Genomic DNA, 19,569 nt, shown 5'->3' with positions numbered 1-19,569 from the left:
CAATAATCTATTTATTCACCATTGACCATTCACCATTCACACCTCACTAATTTCCCTCAAGCTCTCCCTAGTCGCCTCAATAGTAGCATCCAGATCGGCATAGCTAAGTGCGTTGTTGAGAAACCAGCTTTCAAAGGCGGATGGGGGGAGATAGATGCCTCGTTTCAGCATGGCATGAAAATATTTGTTGAAAAAGGCATTATCTGCTGCAGCAGCAGATGCAAAATCAGTAACGGGATGCTTGCTGAAATGCACACTGATCATCGAACCTTTTCTGTTGATAATATAAGGCACTCCGGATGCTGCCAATACTTTGTCTAGTCCTTCGTGCAGGTAATTTGTTTTATCGTTTAGTTCCTGGTAGATGGATGGATTATTTTTCAACTCCTGTAATAAAGTATAACCAGCAATCATAGCAATAGGGTTACCACTTAAAGTGCCTGCCTGGTAAACATTTCCAAGCGGAGCAATTTTTTCCATGATTGCTCTTTTTCCACCAAATGCTCCAACTGGCATACCGGCACCTATTACTTTACCATAGGTGATAAGATCGGCATCGATATTCAAAACTTCCTGAGCTCCGCCTGCTGCTAAACGAAAGCCTGTCATAACTTCATCAAAGATGAACACAATACCTTCATCGGTACATATTTTTCTTAACCCTTCCAGGAAACCAGGTGCTGGAAGAATACAACCCATATTGCCAGCTACCGGCTCAATGATGATGGCTGCAATTTCATTTTTATTTGAAGCAACCAATGCTTTTACGGCATCCAGATCGTTGTATGCACAGGTGAGCGTATCGTTCGAAACACCTCCTGTTATACCTGGTACTGTTTGTATATCAAAAGTAGCTAAGCCACTTCCGGCTTTTACAAGAAAGGCATCGGCATGACCATGATAACAACCTTCGAATTTGATGAACTTATTTTTGCCGGTATAACCACGAGCCAATCGTAAAGCACTCATGCAGGCTTCGGTACCACTGCTAACCATCCTGATAAGGTCTACATTCGGCGCCATGCTTTTTATCAGTTCAGCCATTTCAATTTCTAATTCAGTTGGCGCGCCGTAAGAAGTAGATAAAACTGCTTTTTCCTGAATGGCTTTCACCACAGGCTCATAAGCATGTCCGAGGATCATCGGACCCCAGGAGGCGATATAATCTATATATCTGTTACCATCTGCATCATACAGGTATGCGCCTTTGGCTTTTTCCATAAATAACGGAGTGCCACCCACACTTTTAAATGCCCTTACGGGTGAGTTGACACCTCCTGGAATTGACTGTTGCGCACGTTCGAAGAGACTAATGCTTTTATTGTACATTGTAATAATTATTGTTGGTGGATTGCCACTGAAAGCACTGAAATACACAGAATCTTTCTGTGCTTCTCTGTGTACTCTGTGGCAATCAATTATCCGTTAATCAGTCTAATAAGATCTTTCGCAAAATAGGTCGCAATCAAATCTGCACCTGCGCGTTTAATTGAGGTAAGACTTTCGATGATTGCTTTTTCTTCATTCAGCCAGCCCAATTTGGCGGCGGCTTTGATCATGGCATATTCACCGCTTACCTGATAAGCACTAACTGGTACATCAACTGCATTTTTTACTTCGCGAATAATATCAAGGTATGCCATCGCAGGTTTTACCATTACTATATCTGCACCTTCTTCCACATCCATAATGGTTTCTTTGATGGCTTCTGTTCGGTTGGCGAAATCCATTTGATAAGTTTTCTTATCACCAAAACCAGGAGCGCTATCAAGTGCATCTCTGAAAGGCCCATAAAAACAAGAAGCATATTTAGCACTATAACTCATAATGCCCACTTTTGTAAAGCCTGTTTCTTCCAATCCGGTTCTGATAGCACCTATGCGGCCATCCATCATATCGCTGGGGGCTACAAAATCGCAGCCGGCTTCTGCATGACTGATACTCATTTTAACCAGAGCCTCAACCGTTTCATCGTTTACAATCTCTCCATTTTTTACAATACCATCATGTCCATAAGAAGAAAACGGATCAAGGGCAACATCTGTCATGACAACCATACCCGGAACAGCCTCTTTAATTGCTTTGATGCTTCGTTGCATCAACCCGTTTTTATTCCAGGCTTCTTTACCTGTATTATCTTTCAGTTCATCTTTACATTTAATAAAAAGCAACACGGAACGAATACCCATATCCCATAACAATTTCACTTCTTTCACCGTAAGATCAAGCGACATACGGTAGTACCCAGGCATTGACGCAATTTCTGTTTTTATATTTTCGCCTTCATCAATAAATAAGGGAGCAATAAAATCAGCCGGCGTCAATATCGTCTCCGCCACCATCGCACGAATGGCAGGTGATTGTCGGAGGATTCGGTTTCTTCTTTGCAATTGCATAGTTTGTAAATTTATAGATGTCAGATATCAGATCGCAGATATATTAAATCTGACATCTGCCATCTGACATTTTTATATCCATTCCCCCGGATGCAAACAAGCCTGCAACAATTTCCATTCTTCAGATCCTTCGGCTGGTTGGTGGTTGTAATCGAAACGAACGGTTGGTGGTAAGCTCATTAGAATACTTTCAATCCGGCCATTTGTTTTGAGTCCAAAGATAGTTCCTCTATCGTGTACAAGGTTGAATTCTGTATACCTGCCCCTGCGTATCTCCTGCCAGTATTTGTTTGCGGCGGTAAAGGTTGTTTTCTTTCTTTTTTCAATGATGGGTACATAGCTATCGATGAATGCGTAACCACATGCTTTGGCAAGACCCATCCAGAATTCAACCGTTTTTTTATCATCTGCACGCTGGTAATCATAAAATATGCCCCCAATGCCTCTTCGTTCCATATTGCGATGCCAGTTAACGAAATAGTCGTCACATTCTTTTTTGAATTTGGGATACAAAGTGATGTCGAATGAGTCGCATGCATCTTTATATGTTCGGTGAAAGAACTGTGCATCTTCTTCAAAAAGATAATAAGGAGTCAGGTCTGTACCGCCACCAAACCATCTGTCGATTACTTCACCTGCTTCATTGTACAATTCAAACATGCGATAATTGCAATGTACAGTAGGAACAAACGGATTAAAAGGATGTATTACCAAACTCAATCCACATGCAAACCAACTGTGTCCGTTAATCTTCAGTTGGGTACGCATAAGGTCGGTAACTTCGCCAAATACGATGGATGTATTTACACCACCTTTCTCCAGCACGCTACCATTACTGATAACCCTTGTTCTGCCTCCACCTCCTTCAGGGCGATCCCAGAGGTCTTCTTTAAATGTTGCTTTACCATCTGCCTTCTCCAGTGTAGTGCATATATCGTCTTGCAACTGGTGGATGAAGGATATCCATTGTTCTTTGATCATAAGGTTGTATTGGTTAGTGAGGTGTGAATTGTCAATGGTGAATTGTCAATAGTTGATAGTAAAGTATATGATTTCAGCATACCCCATTCACCATTCACCATTGACTATTCACGCTTCATATCTAAACTCTTTAACTGCATCCACAAAAGCCCTTGCATGGTCAACGGGTACATTGGGTAGTATACCGTGGCCGAGGTTGGCTATATGTCTGCCCGGTCCAAATGCTTTGAGCATATCTTTTACTTCCTGTTGAATTACTGGAATGGGTGATAATAATTTAGCCGGGTCAAAATTTCCCTGGAGGGTAACATTATTACCTGCAAATTGTCTGGCTAGCGCTGGTTTAATACACCAGTCTATTCCCAATCCATGTGCGCCTGTTGCTGCCATTTGATCAAGACTATGCCATGCACCTTTGGCGAAGATGATGGTTGGTGCCTCATCTTTTACTGCGGCTACAATTTGACGCATATATCGCAAAGAGAGGTTTTCAAAATCATGCGGACTTAATAACCCGCCCCAGCTATCGAACAACTGTACGGTATCTGCGCCGGCTTTTATTTGTGCTTTCAGGTAGGCGATAGTGGTGTCGGTGATCATTTGAAGCAGTTGGTGAGCAAGTTCCGGTTGAGTATAACAGAATGCTTTGGCTTCATCAAAAGTTTTTGATCCCTTGCCTTGGACCATATAACAGAGTAATGTCCATGGAGCACCTGCAAAGCCAATCAATGGCACACGACCATTTAACTCCTGCTTAATTAGTTTGATGGCATCAAATACATAACCAAGTGTTTCATGAACATCGGGTACCCTAACACGGTTCATATCATTCACCGTTTTAATTGGATCGGGCAACACTGGTCCTTTGCTTTCTATCAGTTGCACTTCTAATCCCATTGCCTGGGGCACTACCAGGATATCTGAAAAAAGGATCGCAGCATCAACACCAATAATGTCAACAGGCTGTAAGGTAATCTCACAGGCGAGTTCCGGCGTCTGACAACGTTCAAAGAATCCATATTTTTCTCTCAAAACCATGTATTCAGGCAGATAACGGCCAGCCTGGCGCATCATCCAAACGGGAGTTCTTTCAGTTGTTTCACCACGAAGGGTGCGGAGGAGTAGATTGTTTTGTAGCATAGGCTTGTTGTGTGGGAGGCGTGAATTGTCAATTGTGAATTGTCGATAGATAGTACTACAAATTCTAAAGTCAATCCCTATTCACCATTCACAATTGACAATTCACGATCTCCTAAAGTGTTTTATCGCTTTTCTCACCAGTTCTTCTTTCCCTGGCGAGTTGGCGGTGATTATTTTATTATTGGTGTATTGTTTAATTGCTGTTGCGGTTGTTTGTCCAATGGCGAATAGTACAGTTTGATCAACCACTTTATTTATACTGAAATAACTGTGAACGGCACTTGGACTAAAAAATATCACACCCTGGTAATTGTTTTCCAATTTTTTCGGTAGGGCTATGGTTTTATAAACCACTACTTCATTCAGGTCAATGCCTGCTTTGGCAAGTTTTTCGGGTAGCTCGTCTCTGCGTTGATCTCCGCAGAAGAAAACGACTTCGTCGGTATCTTCATTTTCAATGATGAGGTCTGCCAGATCAGCGGCGCTGCCAGCGGTTCCGGCTATAGCATTTTCACCAAAATAGTTTGTGATCAGTTCTGCTGTAGTATTACCCATGCAATAGATATTCCATTCAGGAACCTGTTCATCGAGCATGGTTATTACTGATTCAACGGCATTCATACTGGTGAAAACAACCGTGGCATATTGCAGCGCGGTTTGTTCCACTTCTTGTTGAACGTCTATATCCTGAATGGGTTCTGTATCAATAAATGCAATAGCATTTAGTTGAATACCCGATTCAGCGGCTTCAGCTACCAGTGTTTTACTAACTGGTCTTGTACTTAATATGGAGTAATTAGCACTCATTTTTTCTAATGGCGCGAATAATTTCGGCGCCTCCTTTTTCTATGATTTCCCTGGCTGCTGTTTCTGCTGTTGAAATTGCTTTTTCAATGGATGTTTTATGGATCACCGCAATTTTCTGTTTGCCGTTGAGTGATAAAACATTTCCACGGAAAATAAATTCGTTGTTGGCTATCGTTGCCAATGCACTGATTGGCGTTGCGCATCCACCCATTAATGCACGAAGAAAAGTTCTTTCTGCACTTGCGCAGATTGCAGTAGCTTCATGGTTGAGGGTTGCGCATTGTTCAAATATTTCTTGCTCACCTTCTCTGCAAACAACCATCACAGCTCCTTGCGCAGGGGCAGGGAGCATCCAATCCAACTCAATAGATTTTTCCGGTCTAAGGTTAATACGCTCTAGTCCGGCAGCAGCAAAAATGGCACCTTGCCAGTTACTTTCTTCCAGCTTGCGTAAACGTGTATTTACATTACCCCTGAGATTATCAAACTGATGGTTCGGATACCTGTTCAGCCACTGGGCTTTTCTTCTGACACTGCTGGTCGCAACTGTGAATGGTGAATGGTGAATTGTGAATGACTCTTCATTCACCATTGACCATTCACCATTCACGCAACCAATTGCTTCAAGTGTGGTGTCATCTTTGTAGACCAGTAAATCTTTATGAGATGCTCGTTGTAATACTGCTGCTTCCCTGATTCCCTTTGCGAGTTGAGTAGGAACATCTTTCATGGAGTGAACGGCAATATCAATTTTATTGTTTAGCAGCGCGGCATCGAGTGTTTTGGTGAAGATACCCTGTACGCCAATTTCATATAAAGGAGTAACCAAGTCAATATCACCTTCACTTTTTATGTACACGAGTTCAGTAGCTATTCCTTTTTCTTCCAATAGCTTTTGTACCCATGTGGCTTGCCACACGGCTAACTGACTGTCGCGTGTACCTATTCTGATTACCCTGTTCATGTATAGAATTAATGACTTATGGTCATGAAATCGTTGATAGCCTCAATGTAATGACAGCCTGGTTGATTCCTGCTGCGCATTTTTACTGCTACATTATTCACCACTTTTTGGATGGCTTCGGTATTAATATCGTTCGACACCCGCTGTGAAGTTAGAAACAATCCACAGGAATGCATATCGTGTAATTTTTGTTTGACCGCTTTGAGTACAGGTACATGACGGCGCTGACTGGTCCATTCAGCAAACTCATTCATATATTGTTGAATGATGTTCATGGCTTTGGGCACTTCTGCCTTGCGCTTGCGGAGGGTTTGATCGTTGATTTTTGACAGGTCATCAACATTCGCGAGCACTATGCCTTGTTGATGCGCCAGTTGAGGATCTATATTATTTGGTATAGAAAGGTCGATCAGTATTTTCTGTGATCCGGTTCTAAGGTTAGCGGTAGTTAATACAGGGTTTTCAGCATTCGTTGCAACAATCACGATATCGGCACTGTTAACTTCCTCTGTAAGGTTATCCCAACTGGCATATTGCAGATTCATTGAAGCGGCAAGTTCCTGGGCTTTTTCTGCTGTTCTGTTAATCAGGGTAATATTATTTGTATCGAGATAGTCTACCAGATTTTTACAGGTGTTGCGACCAATTTTACCGGTTCCCAGTAAAACGATTTTTTTACCTTTTGTATCAACTATCTGTTGACGAATAAATTGAATGGCTGCAAATGAAACAGAAATGGTTCCGCCACTCAAGGCTGTTTCATTTTTGATTTGCTTGGAAGCCTGTAAAACGGTGTTGAATAGTCTATCGAGGAAGGCACCGATCATATTTCTTTCCCTCGCAAATTTTACCGCGAGTTTCATTTGTCCAACAATCTCATAATCGCCTAAAATCTGTGAGTCTAAACCTGCCCCTACAGAAAAAATATGTTGTAATGCCTCTTTATCCTGTTTGATGTAGCAACGCTGCATAAATGTTTCGGCGTCACCCACGGTTACTTCGCAAAGTAACTGTATAAGGGTGGCAGCATCTGGAGCCAGACCATAAATTTCGGTTCTATTACAGGTGCTTAATACAAAAAGCTCTTTTAATCCGATTTTGGCGGCCCTGTTAAGAATAGTATGGTATTGATCGGGATTAATAGCAAAATGTCCACGGATGGCTGCATCCGTTTTTTTATAGTTAATCCCTGCAACAAAAAATTGTCCTTTCTCCATAATCTTTAGCGAACCTTATATATCGCCTTAAATAAGTACGCAAAGGTATCTCGCATGGTTTCTTTAAAAACATGACAAACGTCATTACATTGTCATTTCTATGTCAGAATTTTATAGGAACGGTTGTTATTGCCCTATAAATTAAATCTGATGAACAGTTTACTTCGTTGATTATGCAAAATTGAAAGGGTAGAACTTTTTACAATGGTAATTGTTAGTCTACTTTTGCACATTCAAACCGAAATATGGCAACAAATACGAAGCGCGCACTTTTATTGATGAATCTTGGATCTCCTGATTCAACGGAAGTGAAGGATGTTAGAAGATACCTGAACGAATTTTTAATGGATGGACGCGTAATAGATATCCCATATCTCGTTCGTGTTTTATTGGTTAGAGGCATTATCGTTCCTTTTCGTGCCCCTAAATCGGCAGAAGCTTATAAGAGCGTCTGGACAAATGAGGGATCGCCGCTCATTGTTCTAACAAAACAGTTACAGCAGGCACTACAGCAAAAGATAAGTGAGCCGGTGGCCATTGCTATGCGGTATGGAAATCCATCCCCCAAACAGGCTTATGATGAACTGATGAAAGAAAATCCTGATTTGGAGGAAGTGGTATTACTCCCTTTGTACCCCCACTATGCCATGAGCAGTTATGAAACGGCGGTGGAATATGCGAAAGAACACTATGAAAAAGGCAAATATGGTTTTAAACTTACTATCATAAAACCATTCTATGACGATGCTGATTATATCGATGCGCTGGCACAATCCATGAAGCCTTATACGGAACAGGAGTATGATCATTTTTTATTCAGTTACCATGGTGTTCCCCAAAGACATATCCGCAAAAGCGATACAACCGGCTGTCATTGTCTGCAGGTAAACAATTGTTGTGAAACGGCTTCTGCTGCTCATGCAACTTGTTACCGTCACCAGTTGGTGGTAACCACAAAACTGGTAGCAGAAAAATTAGGTATTCCCAAAGAAAAATACAGTATCTCATTTCAATCAAGATTGGGCAAGGGATGGCTGGAACCCTTTACGGATAAGCGTCTGGAAGCTATGCCTGGTGAAGGCATTAAAAAATTACTGATCGCCTGTCCAGCTTTTATCAGCGACTGCCTGGAAACCATTGAAGAGATAGGTGAGGAAGGAAAAGAAACTTTTATGCATGCCGGCGGCGAATCCTTTACCCTTATACCTTGTCTGAATACACATCCTGCGTGGGTGGATACAATAATTAGGCAATTTGAAAATTTGAAAATTTGAAAATGATGTATTATTTAATAGTAGGCTATATTTAGCATTAGGAAAAAGAGTGAAAATGAAAGTCCGTATCAATCTGCTTCATTTTCAAATTTTCAAATTAGCTCATTTTCAAATTTCCAAATTGTACAATTATCTCAAAGCCCTCCACATCATCTTCATCGTAACCTGGTTTGCGGGGATGTTTTATATGCCGCGATTATTTATTTATGCAACTGAGGCAGGGGAGAAGGGTGAGCCGGAGCAATCTATTTTGAGGGCACAGTTTGCTATTATGATGAAAAGACTGTGGTATGGCATTACCTGGCCATCGGCTATTATCACCTTAATAATGGGCCTGTCGGTCTTATTTCATGGTGGCTGGCATAAAACCCTTTTTGAGCCTGAAGGAAGGTGGTTATTGGTAAAACTGGTTTTTGTCGTTCTATTGTACGCCTATCATCTTTCTCTTCACCGAATCTTTAAACAGGAAATTTCCGGGGTCTTTAAATACAGTTCTAACCAACTCAGGCTATGGAACGAAGTGGCTACGGTATTTCTGGTTGCCATCGTAATGCTGGTATCCGTAAAACAAAGCATGAGCTTTTTGTGGGGATTGGCCGGGTTATTCCTTTTTATCCTGGTTCTGATGGCTGCAATCCGCATCTATAAAATGGCCCGCAACAGAAAGAAATAGCCGATACCGGTTTTTTTGTGCAATTCCTGTCTTTTTTGTAACTTTATAGAATATATGCCTATTTATATTTAATTGATTATCAATTAAATACTTCTCATTTTCTATGCCAGATAGCGCATTTTTAGCATTCAGGCCTCGGCTTTAAGCATTCTCCCCTATATTACGTACCTTTGCAGCCTTTAAAACCTGCCTGATAAGGCGTTTCAGGCAAAGCAAGCAGATAGGAAATATATGAGTCTTAAATACACGGAATTTTCAGGATTGAACCTCCCGGCCATAGAAAAAGAAATACTGGCTAAATGGAAGGATGGACAGGCTTTCGAACAAAGTGTTTCATTGCGTGAAGGCAAAACACCATTTGTATTTTATGAAGGGCCACCCAGCGCCAATGGTATGCCCGGTATTCACCACGTTATTTCCCGTACGTTGAAAGACATGGTTTGTCGCTACAAAACCATGCAGGGTTTTCAGGTTAAACGCAAAGGCGGTTGGGATACACACGGATTGCCAGTTGAATTGGGTGTTGAAAAAGAATTAGGAATCACTAAAGAAGATATTGGTAAGAAAATTTCTGTTGAAGATTATAACCAGAAATGTCGTGAGGCGGTAATGCGCTACAAAGATATCTGGGACGATATCACTACTAAAATGGGTTATTGGGTAGATCTGAACGATCCATACATAACTTTTGATAATAAATACATTGAATCGCTCTGGTGGATTTTGAGTGAATTATATAAGAAAGGCTATCTCTATGAAAGCGTTTCTATTCAACCCTATTCTCCTGCGGCCGGAACCGGATTAAGTTCACATGAACTCAATCAACCTGGTACTTACAAAGATGTAAAAGATACCAGTGCCGTTGCAATGTTCAAAGCGATTAAAGACAGCAAAACGGCCTTCCTTTTTGATGCAGCAGGTTCTGAAGAAGTGTTTTACATGGCCTGGACCACCACTCCGTGGACACTCCCTTCCAATCTTGGATTAACAGTTGGACCAAATATTGATTATGTATTGGTTAGCACTTTTAATCCATACACACATCTTCCAGTGAATGTTGTATTGGCAAAAAGCTTACTGGGCAAGTATTTCAAACCAGAAGGTGAGAATGGTGATTTTGCTGGTTATAACGCAGAAGTAAAATTATTGCCCTGGAAAATTATTACAGAATTTAAAGGTGCCGCAATTGAAGGAGCTACTTATGAACAGTTACTTCCTTATGAAGCAAACGCACCAAAGGTTGTTGAAGAAATTACGCCCGGTGCTAAACCATTCCGCATATTGTGTGGCGATTTTGTAACAACAGAAGACGGTACAGGTATCGTACATACAGCGCCTGCATTTGGTGCGGATGACTATAAAGTTGGACAGAAATACAATATCGGTATACTTACCATGGTTGACCGCGAAGGGAAATTTGTGGATGGACTGGGAGAATTCAGTGGCCGTTATGTAAAGAATTACAAAGACGATAAAGATTATGTGGATGTAAACGTAGATATCTGCGTAAAACTGAAAAAAGAAAACAGGGCCTTCAAGGTTGAAAAATACGAACACAGCTATCCACATTGCTGGAGAACAGATAAACCTATTCTTTACTATCCTTTAGATGCATGGTTCATCAAAACCACTGCTGTTAAAGACAGGATGGTAGAGTTGAATAAAACCATCAACTGGAAACCAAAGAGTACCGGTGAAGGACGTTTTGGTAACTGGTTGGAAAACATGGTAGACTGGAACCTGAGCAGAAGTCGTTACTGGGGAACTCCTTTACCTGTTTGGCGCACAGAAGATGGCAGCGAAGAAATTTGTATCGGTTCAATCGAAGAACTGAATGAAGGTATCCGCAAAGCCAATGAAGTGTTAGGAGGCGATGTCAATAAAAATTATTTGCACGAAGGTATTCTTGATTTACATAAACCTTATGTTGATGAAATAGTATTGGTAAGTGCATCGGGCAAACCAATGCACCGTGTACCAGATTTAATTGATGTTTGGTTTGATAGTGGTGCTATGCCATATGCTCAGTGGCATTATCCATTCGAAAACAAAGAAATGATTGACCCCGCTCTTCCCTCTCCACACCGTGGAGAGGGCCAGGGTGAGGCGTTCCCTGCAGATTTTATTGCGGAAGGTGTTGACCAAACCCGTGGCTGGTTTTATACTTTACATGCGATAGGCGTAATGTTGTTTGATAGTGTTGCATATAAGACTGTTGTGAGTAACGGATTGGTGTTAGACAAGAATGGCAACAAAATGAGTAAGCGCCTCGGTAATGTGGTGAATCCATTTGAAACCATTGAAAAATATGGTGCAGACGCAACCCGTTGGTATCTGATTACCAATGCATCGCCCTGGGATAACCTGAAATTCGATATCGAAGGCATTCAGGAAGTACAACGTAAGTTCTTTGGAACCTTATACAATACTTATCAATTCTTTGTGCTGTATGCTAATGTAGATGGGTTCTCTTTCAAAGAAGCAAGTTTGCCACTGGCTGAAAGACCTGAAATCGACAGATGGATTCTTTCTTCCTTAAATACCCTGGTTAAGAAAGTTACGGCTGCAATGGATGATTATGAACCTACTATTGCAGGACGTGCCATTGAAGAGTTTGTAGATGAGCACCTGAGTAACTGGTATGTGCGTCTTTGTCGCCGTCGTTTCTGGAAAGGAGAATATGAAACAGATAAGATTAGTGCTTACCAAACTTTATATGAGTGTCTGGAAACCATTGTTAGACTGATGGCGCCTGTTTCACCATTCTTTAGTGATGCAGCATTCCGTAACCTCAATGCCGTTACAGGAAGGTTTAGTGTTGCATCTGTGCACCATGCAGATTTTCCGGTGGCCAATGAAGCTGCAATAGATGCTGTATTGGAAGAGCGTATGCAACTTGCACAGGATGTTTGTTCGCTGGTATTATCGCTTCGTAAGAAAGTGAATATCAAAGTACGTCAGCCATTACAGAAAGTGTTGATACCTGTGCTTAATCCGGCAATGAAACATCAGCTTGAGCTGATTGAGGATCTGATAAAAGCGGAAGTAAATGTGAAGGAGATGGAATATATCACCGACACAGAAGGAATCATCAAGAAAAAAATCAAGGCTAATTTCAAGGCACTCGGTACCAAACTGGGGGGCAAAATGAAAGCAGTAAGTGCATTGATCGCTGGTTTTAATCAGCAGGAAATTGCTACAATTGAAAAAGAAGGTCAAATTTTATTGAATCTGGAAGGTGAGCAGGTAGAAATCCTCCTGGGGGAGGTAGAAATAGCCGCTGAAGACATTCCGGGATGGAGTGTGGCCAGTAAGGGAAGTCTTACGGTAGCGCTCGACATAACCCTTACCGACGAGCTGAAACAGGAGGGAGATGCCCGAGAATTCGTGAATCGGATACAAAATATCCGGAAAGACAGCGGTTTTGACCTTACAGACCGTATATTCGTGACCGTGCTTGAGGCAGAAAGCCTTAAGCCGTCTATTGTTAAGTATAACGATTATATTTGCCGCGAAATTTTGGCAGATGTCATTCAATGGGTGCCTGAAATAACCGATGGCATTGAAATTGAAGTAAATGACACACTGCTGAAAGTGGTAGTAAACAAAAAAGGATAAAAGCGTATGGCTACGAAAAAACCAGCTCCTAAGGCAGCTAAAAAACCGGCTCCCAAGGCAGCACCAGCCAAGAAAACAGCTTCTAAACCAGCACCCAAGAAAGCTGCTGTTAAACCTGCGCCTAAAAAGGCGGCTAAACCGGCTCCAAAGCCTGCTCCTAAAAAAGCGGCTCCTGCCAAAAAAGCAGCTAAGCCTGCGCCAAAACCTGCTCCTAAACCAGCAGCAAAAGCGCCTGTAAAAGCTACCAAGCCTGCGCCTAAACCCGCACCGGCCCCAGTAAAAAAAGCGGCAGCTCCGGCAAAACCCGCACCTAAAGCACCCGTTAAAGCAGTACCTGCCCCGGCAGCAAAACCTGTTTCAACACCTTTGCCACCCATGAAAAAACCAGAGCCTAAAGGTCCACCCGCACCTCCTGTGAAACCAGTGCGCAAAGCACCGGAACCACTTAAAGAGGTAAAAGTGCCTAAAACAAGCACCAAGTCGAGCGTTCCTTATCAGCCCGGATATACACCATTAGAAAAAAGAGTAGAAACTGTGAGAAATAACGAAACATTAGTGAAATACAGTGATGCGGACCTGAATGAATTCCGTGACCTGATCAATAAAAAACTGGAAGCTGCTAAAAAAGAGCTTACTTATTTACAAGGTCTTATTACCCGTAAAGATGAAATGGGTGGCGATAATGACGATGCCCGTTACATGACCATGGAAGATGGCAGTATGAGCATGGAAAGAGAGCAACTGAGCCAGATGGCCAGCAGGCAGATTACTTACATCGATCACCTGGAAAAAGCCCTCATGCGTATCGAGAATAAAACCTACGGCATTTGCCGTGTTACCGGTAAACTCATCGATAAAGCACGCCTCCGCGCAGTACCTCACGCAACTTTGAGCCTGGAAGCAAAGCTTGGGTTGGTGAAGCCGAGTAGTGAATAGTGTGAATTGACAATGGTGAATTGTCAATAGCATTAATATAAAATAATAGAGGTCGCAAACTGCGACCTCTATTATTTTATATTAATGCTACCACGATCTACAGCCTATTCACCATTCACCATTGACAATTCACCCTACCTCACTTCCTGCATCTCCACTAACTTTCGGTAAATACCTCCTTTTGCCAATAACTCATCATGTGTTCCTCTTTCGGCGATTTCGCCTTTTTGTAATACGATTATTTCATCGGCATTACGGATAGTGGAAAGTCGGTGGGCTATGACGATGGAAGTTCTTTGCTGCATCATATTATTGATGGCATCCTGTACCAGTCTTTCACTTTCGGTATCGAGCGATGAAGTTGCTTCGTCAAGAATTAAAATGGGAGGGTTCTTAAGCACAGCACGGGCAATGGTTACACGCTGGCGCTCACCACCGCTGAGTTTAGAACCTCTGTCACCAATATTCGTTTCGAAACCTTCTTCCTTATGCTGAATAAAATCATAGGCATTGGCCACACGTGCTGCCTGTTCAATATCAGGCTGGTTCACCTGATCCATTCCCAACGCAATATTATTGGCTATGCTATCATTAAAAAGTATAGGTTCCTGCGTAACAATACCCATCTGGTTGCGAACAGAATGCAGGGTGTATTCTTTGATATTTACCCCATCTATCAGCAATTCACCGCTACTTACATCGTGAAAGCGGGGAACAAGGTCTGCCAATGTACTTTTACCGGCACCCGATGATCCAACAAGTGCAATGGTTTTACCTTTTTCAATTTTCAGGTTGATGTTTTTCAGAATGGTCACATCTTCATACATGAATGAAACATTCCTGAATTCAATAGAATGCTGAAAGCTCTCCAGTTTTTTCGCACCCGGGTTATCCGTAACAGTAACAGGAGCCTGCAATACTTCTTCGATACGTTGAATAGCAGCACTACCACGCTGGGCGCTGTAAAAGGAACCGGAAAGTGATTTAGCCGGATTAATGATCTGAGTAAAGAATACGATATAAGTAATAAAACTTTCTGCTTTCAATCCCATTTGTCCATCAAGCACTAATTTCCCGCCAAACCAAAGTATACAAGACAATACCAATACACCCATGAATTCAGACATAGGTGAGGCAAGGTCTTTCCGGAAATTCATCTTGTTACGGATATGATTTAGGGCATTGTTATTACCGATGAATTTGCTTTGTAAAATTTTCTCCGCATTAAATGCTTTGATTACGCGCAAGCCACCCAATGTTTCATCGAGAATGGACATCAATGTGCCCAGCTTTTCCTGTGATTCGGTTGACTGTTTTTTGAGAGAGCGACTAAGTCTGCCAATGATAAAACCAGTTAAGGGTAATAATACCAGTAGGAATAAGGAAAGCACCGGACTCAGTAAAACCAGCATTACAAGAATGATCAGGATATTGAGTGGATCTTTGATCAATCCTTCAAGGGTACTCATCACGCTCCATTCTACTTCATTTGCGTCATTGCTCATTCTGCTGATGATATCACCTTTGCGTTGCTCTGTAAAGAAACCTATAGGTAACTCAAGAATCTTACCGTAGAGGTCTGCCCTGAGTTTGGTCATTACATAGTTGCGCATAGGTGCCAGCACCCGAAACGATAAGTAGGTAAAGAGATTTTTTAGGAATACAGACACGATGATGATACCACAAATGGTTGCCAATGCATAGATTTCACCGTACTTGATGATCAGTTGACTGAGGAAATATTTGAAATAAATTAACACTCCATTGGCGCTGAGGGTAAAGTTGGGTTCAACATTTACCAGGTTCTCCTTATTAAACAGTAACTGTAGAAAAGGAGCCAGCATAGCTAGTGAAACCAATGAAAAAAGGATAGAAAACAGGTTGAAAAACAGGTATAATACAATGTTTCGCTTCTGGTTACGCAGGTAAAAGAGTATTCTCGAAAATCGCTTCATATTCAGGATAAAATCGGTAAAACACAGCAAAGTAACTAATTTTACCACCAATTAAAGCGATCAACATGGAAGAGGGAAAACGTCAAAGACAAGTGGCAGGGGCCATACAGGAATCAATGAATGATATTTTCAGACGGCTAAACCTGGCTATGATTGATGGCGGAATGGTATCTATCTCGTCTGTTAAAGTAACACCTGACCTTTTGGAAGCACGCATTTACCTGAGTCTTTTTCAGGTAAAAGACCAAAAGTCTGTGATGAAAACCATTGAAAGCCGTGCCTGGGAAATCAAAAAGGAACTGGCCGACAAAATGAAACATCAACTCCGCAGAATACCTGTTCTTCATTATTATCTGGATGATACATTAGATTATGTGTTTAAAATGGAAGAACTGTTTAAAAAAATAGAAGACGAAAGAAAAACAGGAGAACAGTAGCGTGTGAATGGTCAATGGTGAATGGTCAATAATGAGGTTTATTCACCATTCACCATTGACCATTCACCATTGACCATTCACCATTGACCATTCACCAAAACCCACAACATTGAACTTCCTTTTTGCCTGGCGCTATTTTCGTTCCAAGAAATCTACCAATGCAATTAATATTATTGCATGGATCAGCGTTACGGCTATTACTGTTGGTTGTGCGGCACTTATCATTATCCTAAGTGTATTTAATGGATTTGAAGAACTGGTAAAAGGACTTTACACGGATTTCTACACCGATATTCGGGTTGCGCCTGCAAAGGGTAAAATATTAAAATTAGATAATGAACGCCTGCATCAAATTAAAGCAGTGAAAGGTGTGGCAGTGGTGAGTCTGGTTGCCGAAGAAAAAGCATTGCTTGTGAATGGCCCATATCAGGCCATTGTATTGGTGAAAGGAGTTGATGAGCAATATGCTTCTACCAATAAAATTACCGACCATATTAAGAGAGGAAAATATAATTTGGGTAATGCTGAATCTCCCCAAATTGTATTAGGCTATGGTATTGAAAATGCGATTGGTGCTGAGGTTGAACGATCTGTTTATCCTCTCACACTTTATACACCCAACCGCAAAGCAAAGTTTAATTCTTTGGAAGGACTAAACGTGCAACAAATCAGGCCCTCGGGCACATTTCAGGTGCAACAGGAGTTTGACAATAAATATGCATTTACCAACCTCGATTTTTTCAGGTATATGCTTAATATGAACAGCGATGAATACAGTGCTGTTGAAATTAAAGTGACTGGAAAGGAAAATGAAGTAAAACAACAATTGCAACAATTGCTTGGCAAGGAATTTCTGGTGCAGACCAGGTATGAGCAGAATAAAAGTCTTTATGCGGTGATGCAAATGGAGAAGTGGGTTATCTATGCTATCTTATCACTGATACTTGTTGTTGCCGCTTTTAACATGATTGGCGCATTAACGATGCTTGTATTAGAGAAGCAAAAAGATATTGCAGTATTGCAGGCAATGGGAGCTTCTCAAAAAAGAATTCAATCTATATTTTTATCTGAGGGTTTATTGCTTGCAGGTGTTGGTGCCGCGCTAGGCATGTTGCTTGCAACATTAATCTGTTGGATACAAATTCGCTTTGAACCCATTAAACTGGGAGGCGATACATTTATTGTAAAAGCATATCCGGTAAAGCTCATCCTATCAGATTACCTGCTTGTACTTGTAACAGTAACTGCTATCGGTTTTATAGCCGCTTGGATTCCTTCGAGAAAAGCAAGTAAGCAGGAGTTGGCGTTGAAGTGAGATCAAAATTCAAAAGTCAAAATTCAAAAGTCAAAAAAAGAGAGCCGCTTATTATTCATAAGCGGCTCTCTTTGTAAACGATATTTTTGAATTTTGACTTTTGAATTTTGACTTCTCTAATAGTCCCCCAATGTTTCAGGCAATTGCGCCAAAGCTTTGGCTAATTGCTCGTCGCTTGGGGCGATGCCGTGCCATTCGTGGCTGCCTTCCATGAAGTCTACACCTTTACCCATCGCTGTTTTCATGAGTATGCAGATGGGCTTACCCTGGCCGGTCATTGATTTTGCTTTATCCAGAACTGCAACAACATCATCCATATCATTGCCATTCATTTCGAGAACGGTCCAGTTAAATGCTTTGAATTTATCGTGCAGACTATCCAGCGCCAGTACTTTACTGGTTGGGCCATCGATTTGCTGACCGTTCCAATCGATGGTAGCAATCAGGTTATCTACTTTATTATGGGCAGCAAACATTACTGCTTCCCAGATTTGTCCTTCCTGTAATTCGCCATCACCATGCAAAGAAAAAACGAGGTGAGGGTCGTTATTGTATTTTTTGGTAAGTGCAGCACCGATTGCCACACTCATACCCTGACCCAGTGAACCACTAGCAATACGTACACCTGGTAGATGATCGTGAGTGGTTGGGTGGCCCTGCAAACGGGTATTCAGCTTGCGGAAGCTAGCCAGCTCTTTCGCGTCGAAATAACCAGAACGCGCCAATACGGAATAATAAACAGGAGAAATATGTCCGTTAGAAAGGAAAAACAGGTCTTCCCCCACACCATCCATTTTAAACTGGCGGTCGTGCTTCATGGTATGAAAAAACAGGGCGGTTAAGAAATCGGTACAACCCAATGATCCACCGGGGTGTCCGCTTTGTACGCCATGTACCATTCTTACGATGTCGCGCCTGATCTGTGAGGCCGCTGACTGGAGTTCCTGGATGCTTGCCATAGTATGGTTTTAATAGTGGTGCGAAGATAAAGGTGAATTGTGAATTGTCAATGGTGAATTGTCCAATGTGCATACATGTTCTGATTCATTGGCCATTCACTATTGACAATTCACTATTTCCTCCTAATTCATTAGTTTTGCCCACTTAAAATGCTACTATGTCAGAAGAGCTGGATTTAATACTCGCCGATACGGAAGATAATATGGGTAAAGCCATCAATCACCTGGAAACGGAACTCACCAAAATACGTGCTGGTAAGGCTAATCCTACCATGTTGGATGGTATTGCAGTGGATTATTATGGCTCACCAACACCGATTAACCAGGTTGCTAATATCAGCGTACTGGATGTACGTACCATCAGCATACAGCCATGGGAGAAAAATATGCTTGCCGCTATTGAGCGTGCTATTATGGCTGCCAATATTGGCATTACTCCTCAGAATGATGGAGTTCAGTTACGTTTGTTTTTACCACCATTAACCGAGGAAAGAAGAAGAGAACTGGTGAAAAAAGCAGCCGGTGAGGGAGAACATTCAAAAGTAGCCATCCGTAATATTCGTCGCGACGCCATTGAGCAAGTAAAAAAATTACAAAAAGATGGTCTAAGTGAAGATGCCGCAAAAGATGCAGAAAAATCTATCCAGGATGTAACAGATAGGTTTATATCACTGGTAGACAAACACCTCGCGGCAAAAGAAAAAGAAATGATGGCGGTTTAGATATTTGTATGTCAGATGGCAGATGTCAGATTTTTATCGCTGATGTCGGATTTAGGATGAAATAATTTGAGGGTTGCGAACTTGTTCGCAACCTTTTTTCGTAAACAAATCTGACATCTGCGATCTGACATCCTCAAATTTCAAATCAGACATCCTACATCAGATATCAGCCATT

16 protein-coding genes are annotated in these 19,569 nt (G+C 41.6%); 7 read left to right on the top strand and 9 right to left on the bottom strand.

Translation table 11 applies throughout. The features are described 5' to 3' along the window. Positions 1-36 precede the first annotated feature (36 nt). From hemL to hemA, 7 genes are all read right to left on the bottom strand, one after another. Positions 37-1,329, bottom strand: coding sequence for a glutamate-1-semialdehyde 2,1-aminomutase (gene hemL, locus ACH30E_RS14015; RefSeq protein WP_490825311.1), 1,293 nt, complete (start codon positions 1,327-1,329; stop codon positions 37-39). A gap of 89 nt (positions 1,330-1,418) precedes the next feature. Then, positions 1,419-2,396 (bottom strand): porphobilinogen synthase, encoded by a 978-nt coding sequence (hemB, locus tag ACH30E_RS14010; protein WP_490825312.1) that lies wholly within the window; start codon positions 2,394-2,396, stop codon positions 1,419-1,421. 72 nt (positions 2,397-2,468) lie between these two features. After that, positions 2,469-3,377 carry an oxygen-dependent coproporphyrinogen oxidase gene (hemF, locus tag ACH30E_RS14005; protein ID WP_490825313.1) on the bottom strand — a complete coding sequence of 303 codons (909 nt, stop codon included), beginning with the start codon at positions 3,375-3,377 and terminating at the stop codon, positions 2,469-2,471. 108 nt (positions 3,378-3,485) lie between these two features. Next, a complete protein-coding gene (hemE, locus tag ACH30E_RS14000) occupies positions 3,486-4,517 on the bottom strand; it encodes a uroporphyrinogen decarboxylase (protein WP_490825314.1) in 1,032 nt (343 codons plus the stop codon). 102 nt (positions 4,518-4,619) lie between these two features. Further along, on the bottom strand, positions 4,620-5,324 hold the full coding sequence (locus ACH30E_RS13995) for a uroporphyrinogen-III synthase (RefSeq protein WP_490825315.1): 705 nt from the start codon (positions 5,322-5,324) through the stop codon (positions 4,620-4,622). Next, positions 5,314-6,288: a hydroxymethylbilane synthase gene (locus tag ACH30E_RS13990; RefSeq protein WP_490825316.1), complete on the bottom strand. Its 975-nt coding sequence runs from the start codon at positions 6,286-6,288 to the stop codon at positions 5,314-5,316. The genes ACH30E_RS13995 and ACH30E_RS13990 overlap by 11 nt, the downstream gene beginning before the upstream one ends. Positions 6,289-6,296: 8 nt before the next feature. Continuing rightward, the gene (hemA, locus tag ACH30E_RS13985; RefSeq protein ID WP_490825317.1) at positions 6,297-7,505 is read right to left on the bottom strand and encodes a glutamyl-tRNA reductase; all 1,209 of its coding nucleotides are present in this window, start codon (positions 7,503-7,505) and stop codon (positions 6,297-6,299) included. Between the two features lie 245 nt (positions 7,506-7,750). On the opposite strand from hemA, the gene hemH reads away from it, so the two are divergent. From hemH to ACH30E_RS13965, 4 genes are all read left to right on the top strand, one after another. After that, positions 7,751-8,779 carry a ferrochelatase gene (hemH, locus tag ACH30E_RS13980; protein WP_294990180.1) on the top strand — a complete coding sequence of 343 codons (1,029 nt, stop codon included), beginning with the start codon at positions 7,751-7,753 and terminating at the stop codon, positions 8,777-8,779. A 121-nt stretch (positions 8,780-8,900) separates the two neighbouring features. Further along, a complete protein-coding gene (locus tag ACH30E_RS13975; RefSeq protein ID WP_490825318.1) occupies positions 8,901-9,452 on the top strand; it encodes a CopD family protein in 552 nt (183 codons plus the stop codon). Between the two features lie 231 nt (positions 9,453-9,683). Continuing rightward, entirely contained in the window at positions 9,684-13,070 is a 3,387-nt protein-coding gene (ileS, locus tag ACH30E_RS13970; protein ID WP_490825319.1) for an isoleucine--tRNA ligase, read from the top strand. A gap of 6 nt (positions 13,071-13,076) precedes the next feature. Next, positions 13,077-14,006 (top strand): TraR/DksA family transcriptional regulator, encoded by a 930-nt coding sequence (locus tag ACH30E_RS13965; RefSeq protein WP_490825320.1) that lies wholly within the window; start codon positions 13,077-13,079, stop codon positions 14,004-14,006. Between the two features lie 134 nt (positions 14,007-14,140). Here the strand turns inward: ACH30E_RS13965 and ACH30E_RS13960 are convergent, their stop codons facing one another. Further along, positions 14,141-15,961: an ABC transporter ATP-binding protein gene (locus ACH30E_RS13960; protein ID WP_490825321.1), complete on the bottom strand. Its 1,821-nt coding sequence runs from the start codon at positions 15,959-15,961 to the stop codon at positions 14,141-14,143. A gap of 65 nt (positions 15,962-16,026) precedes the next feature. On the opposite strand from ACH30E_RS13960, the gene rbfA reads away from it, so the two are divergent. After that, complete coding sequence (gene rbfA / locus ACH30E_RS13955; RefSeq protein ID WP_490825322.1) at positions 16,027-16,398, top strand: 30S ribosome-binding factor RbfA; 372 nt, start codon at positions 16,027-16,029, stop codon at positions 16,396-16,398. A 109-nt stretch (positions 16,399-16,507) separates the two neighbouring features. Then, entirely contained in the window at positions 16,508-17,713 is a 1,206-nt protein-coding gene (locus tag ACH30E_RS13950; RefSeq protein ID WP_490825323.1) for an FtsX-like permease family protein, read from the top strand. A gap of 116 nt (positions 17,714-17,829) precedes the next feature. Here ACH30E_RS13950 and ACH30E_RS13945 read toward each other — a convergent pair whose 3' ends face one another. Beyond that, positions 17,830-18,672, bottom strand: a complete 843-nt coding sequence (locus ACH30E_RS13945) for a transketolase (RefSeq protein WP_294990201.1) — start codon at positions 18,670-18,672, stop codon at positions 17,830-17,832. Positions 18,673-18,830: 158 nt separating this feature from the next. Here ACH30E_RS13945 and frr point away from each other — a divergent pair, with 158 nt between their 5' ends. Next, positions 18,831-19,394 (top strand): ribosome recycling factor, encoded by a 564-nt coding sequence (gene frr / locus ACH30E_RS13940; protein WP_490825324.1) that lies wholly within the window; start codon positions 18,831-18,833, stop codon positions 19,392-19,394. Positions 19,395-19,569: the final 175 nt, after the last annotated feature.

This window comes from Sediminibacterium sp. FW305-C-61, from assembly GCF_058231065.1.
Note: the sequence above shows the minus strand (reverse complement) of the source record. Positions and strands in the feature narration are given on the sequence as shown.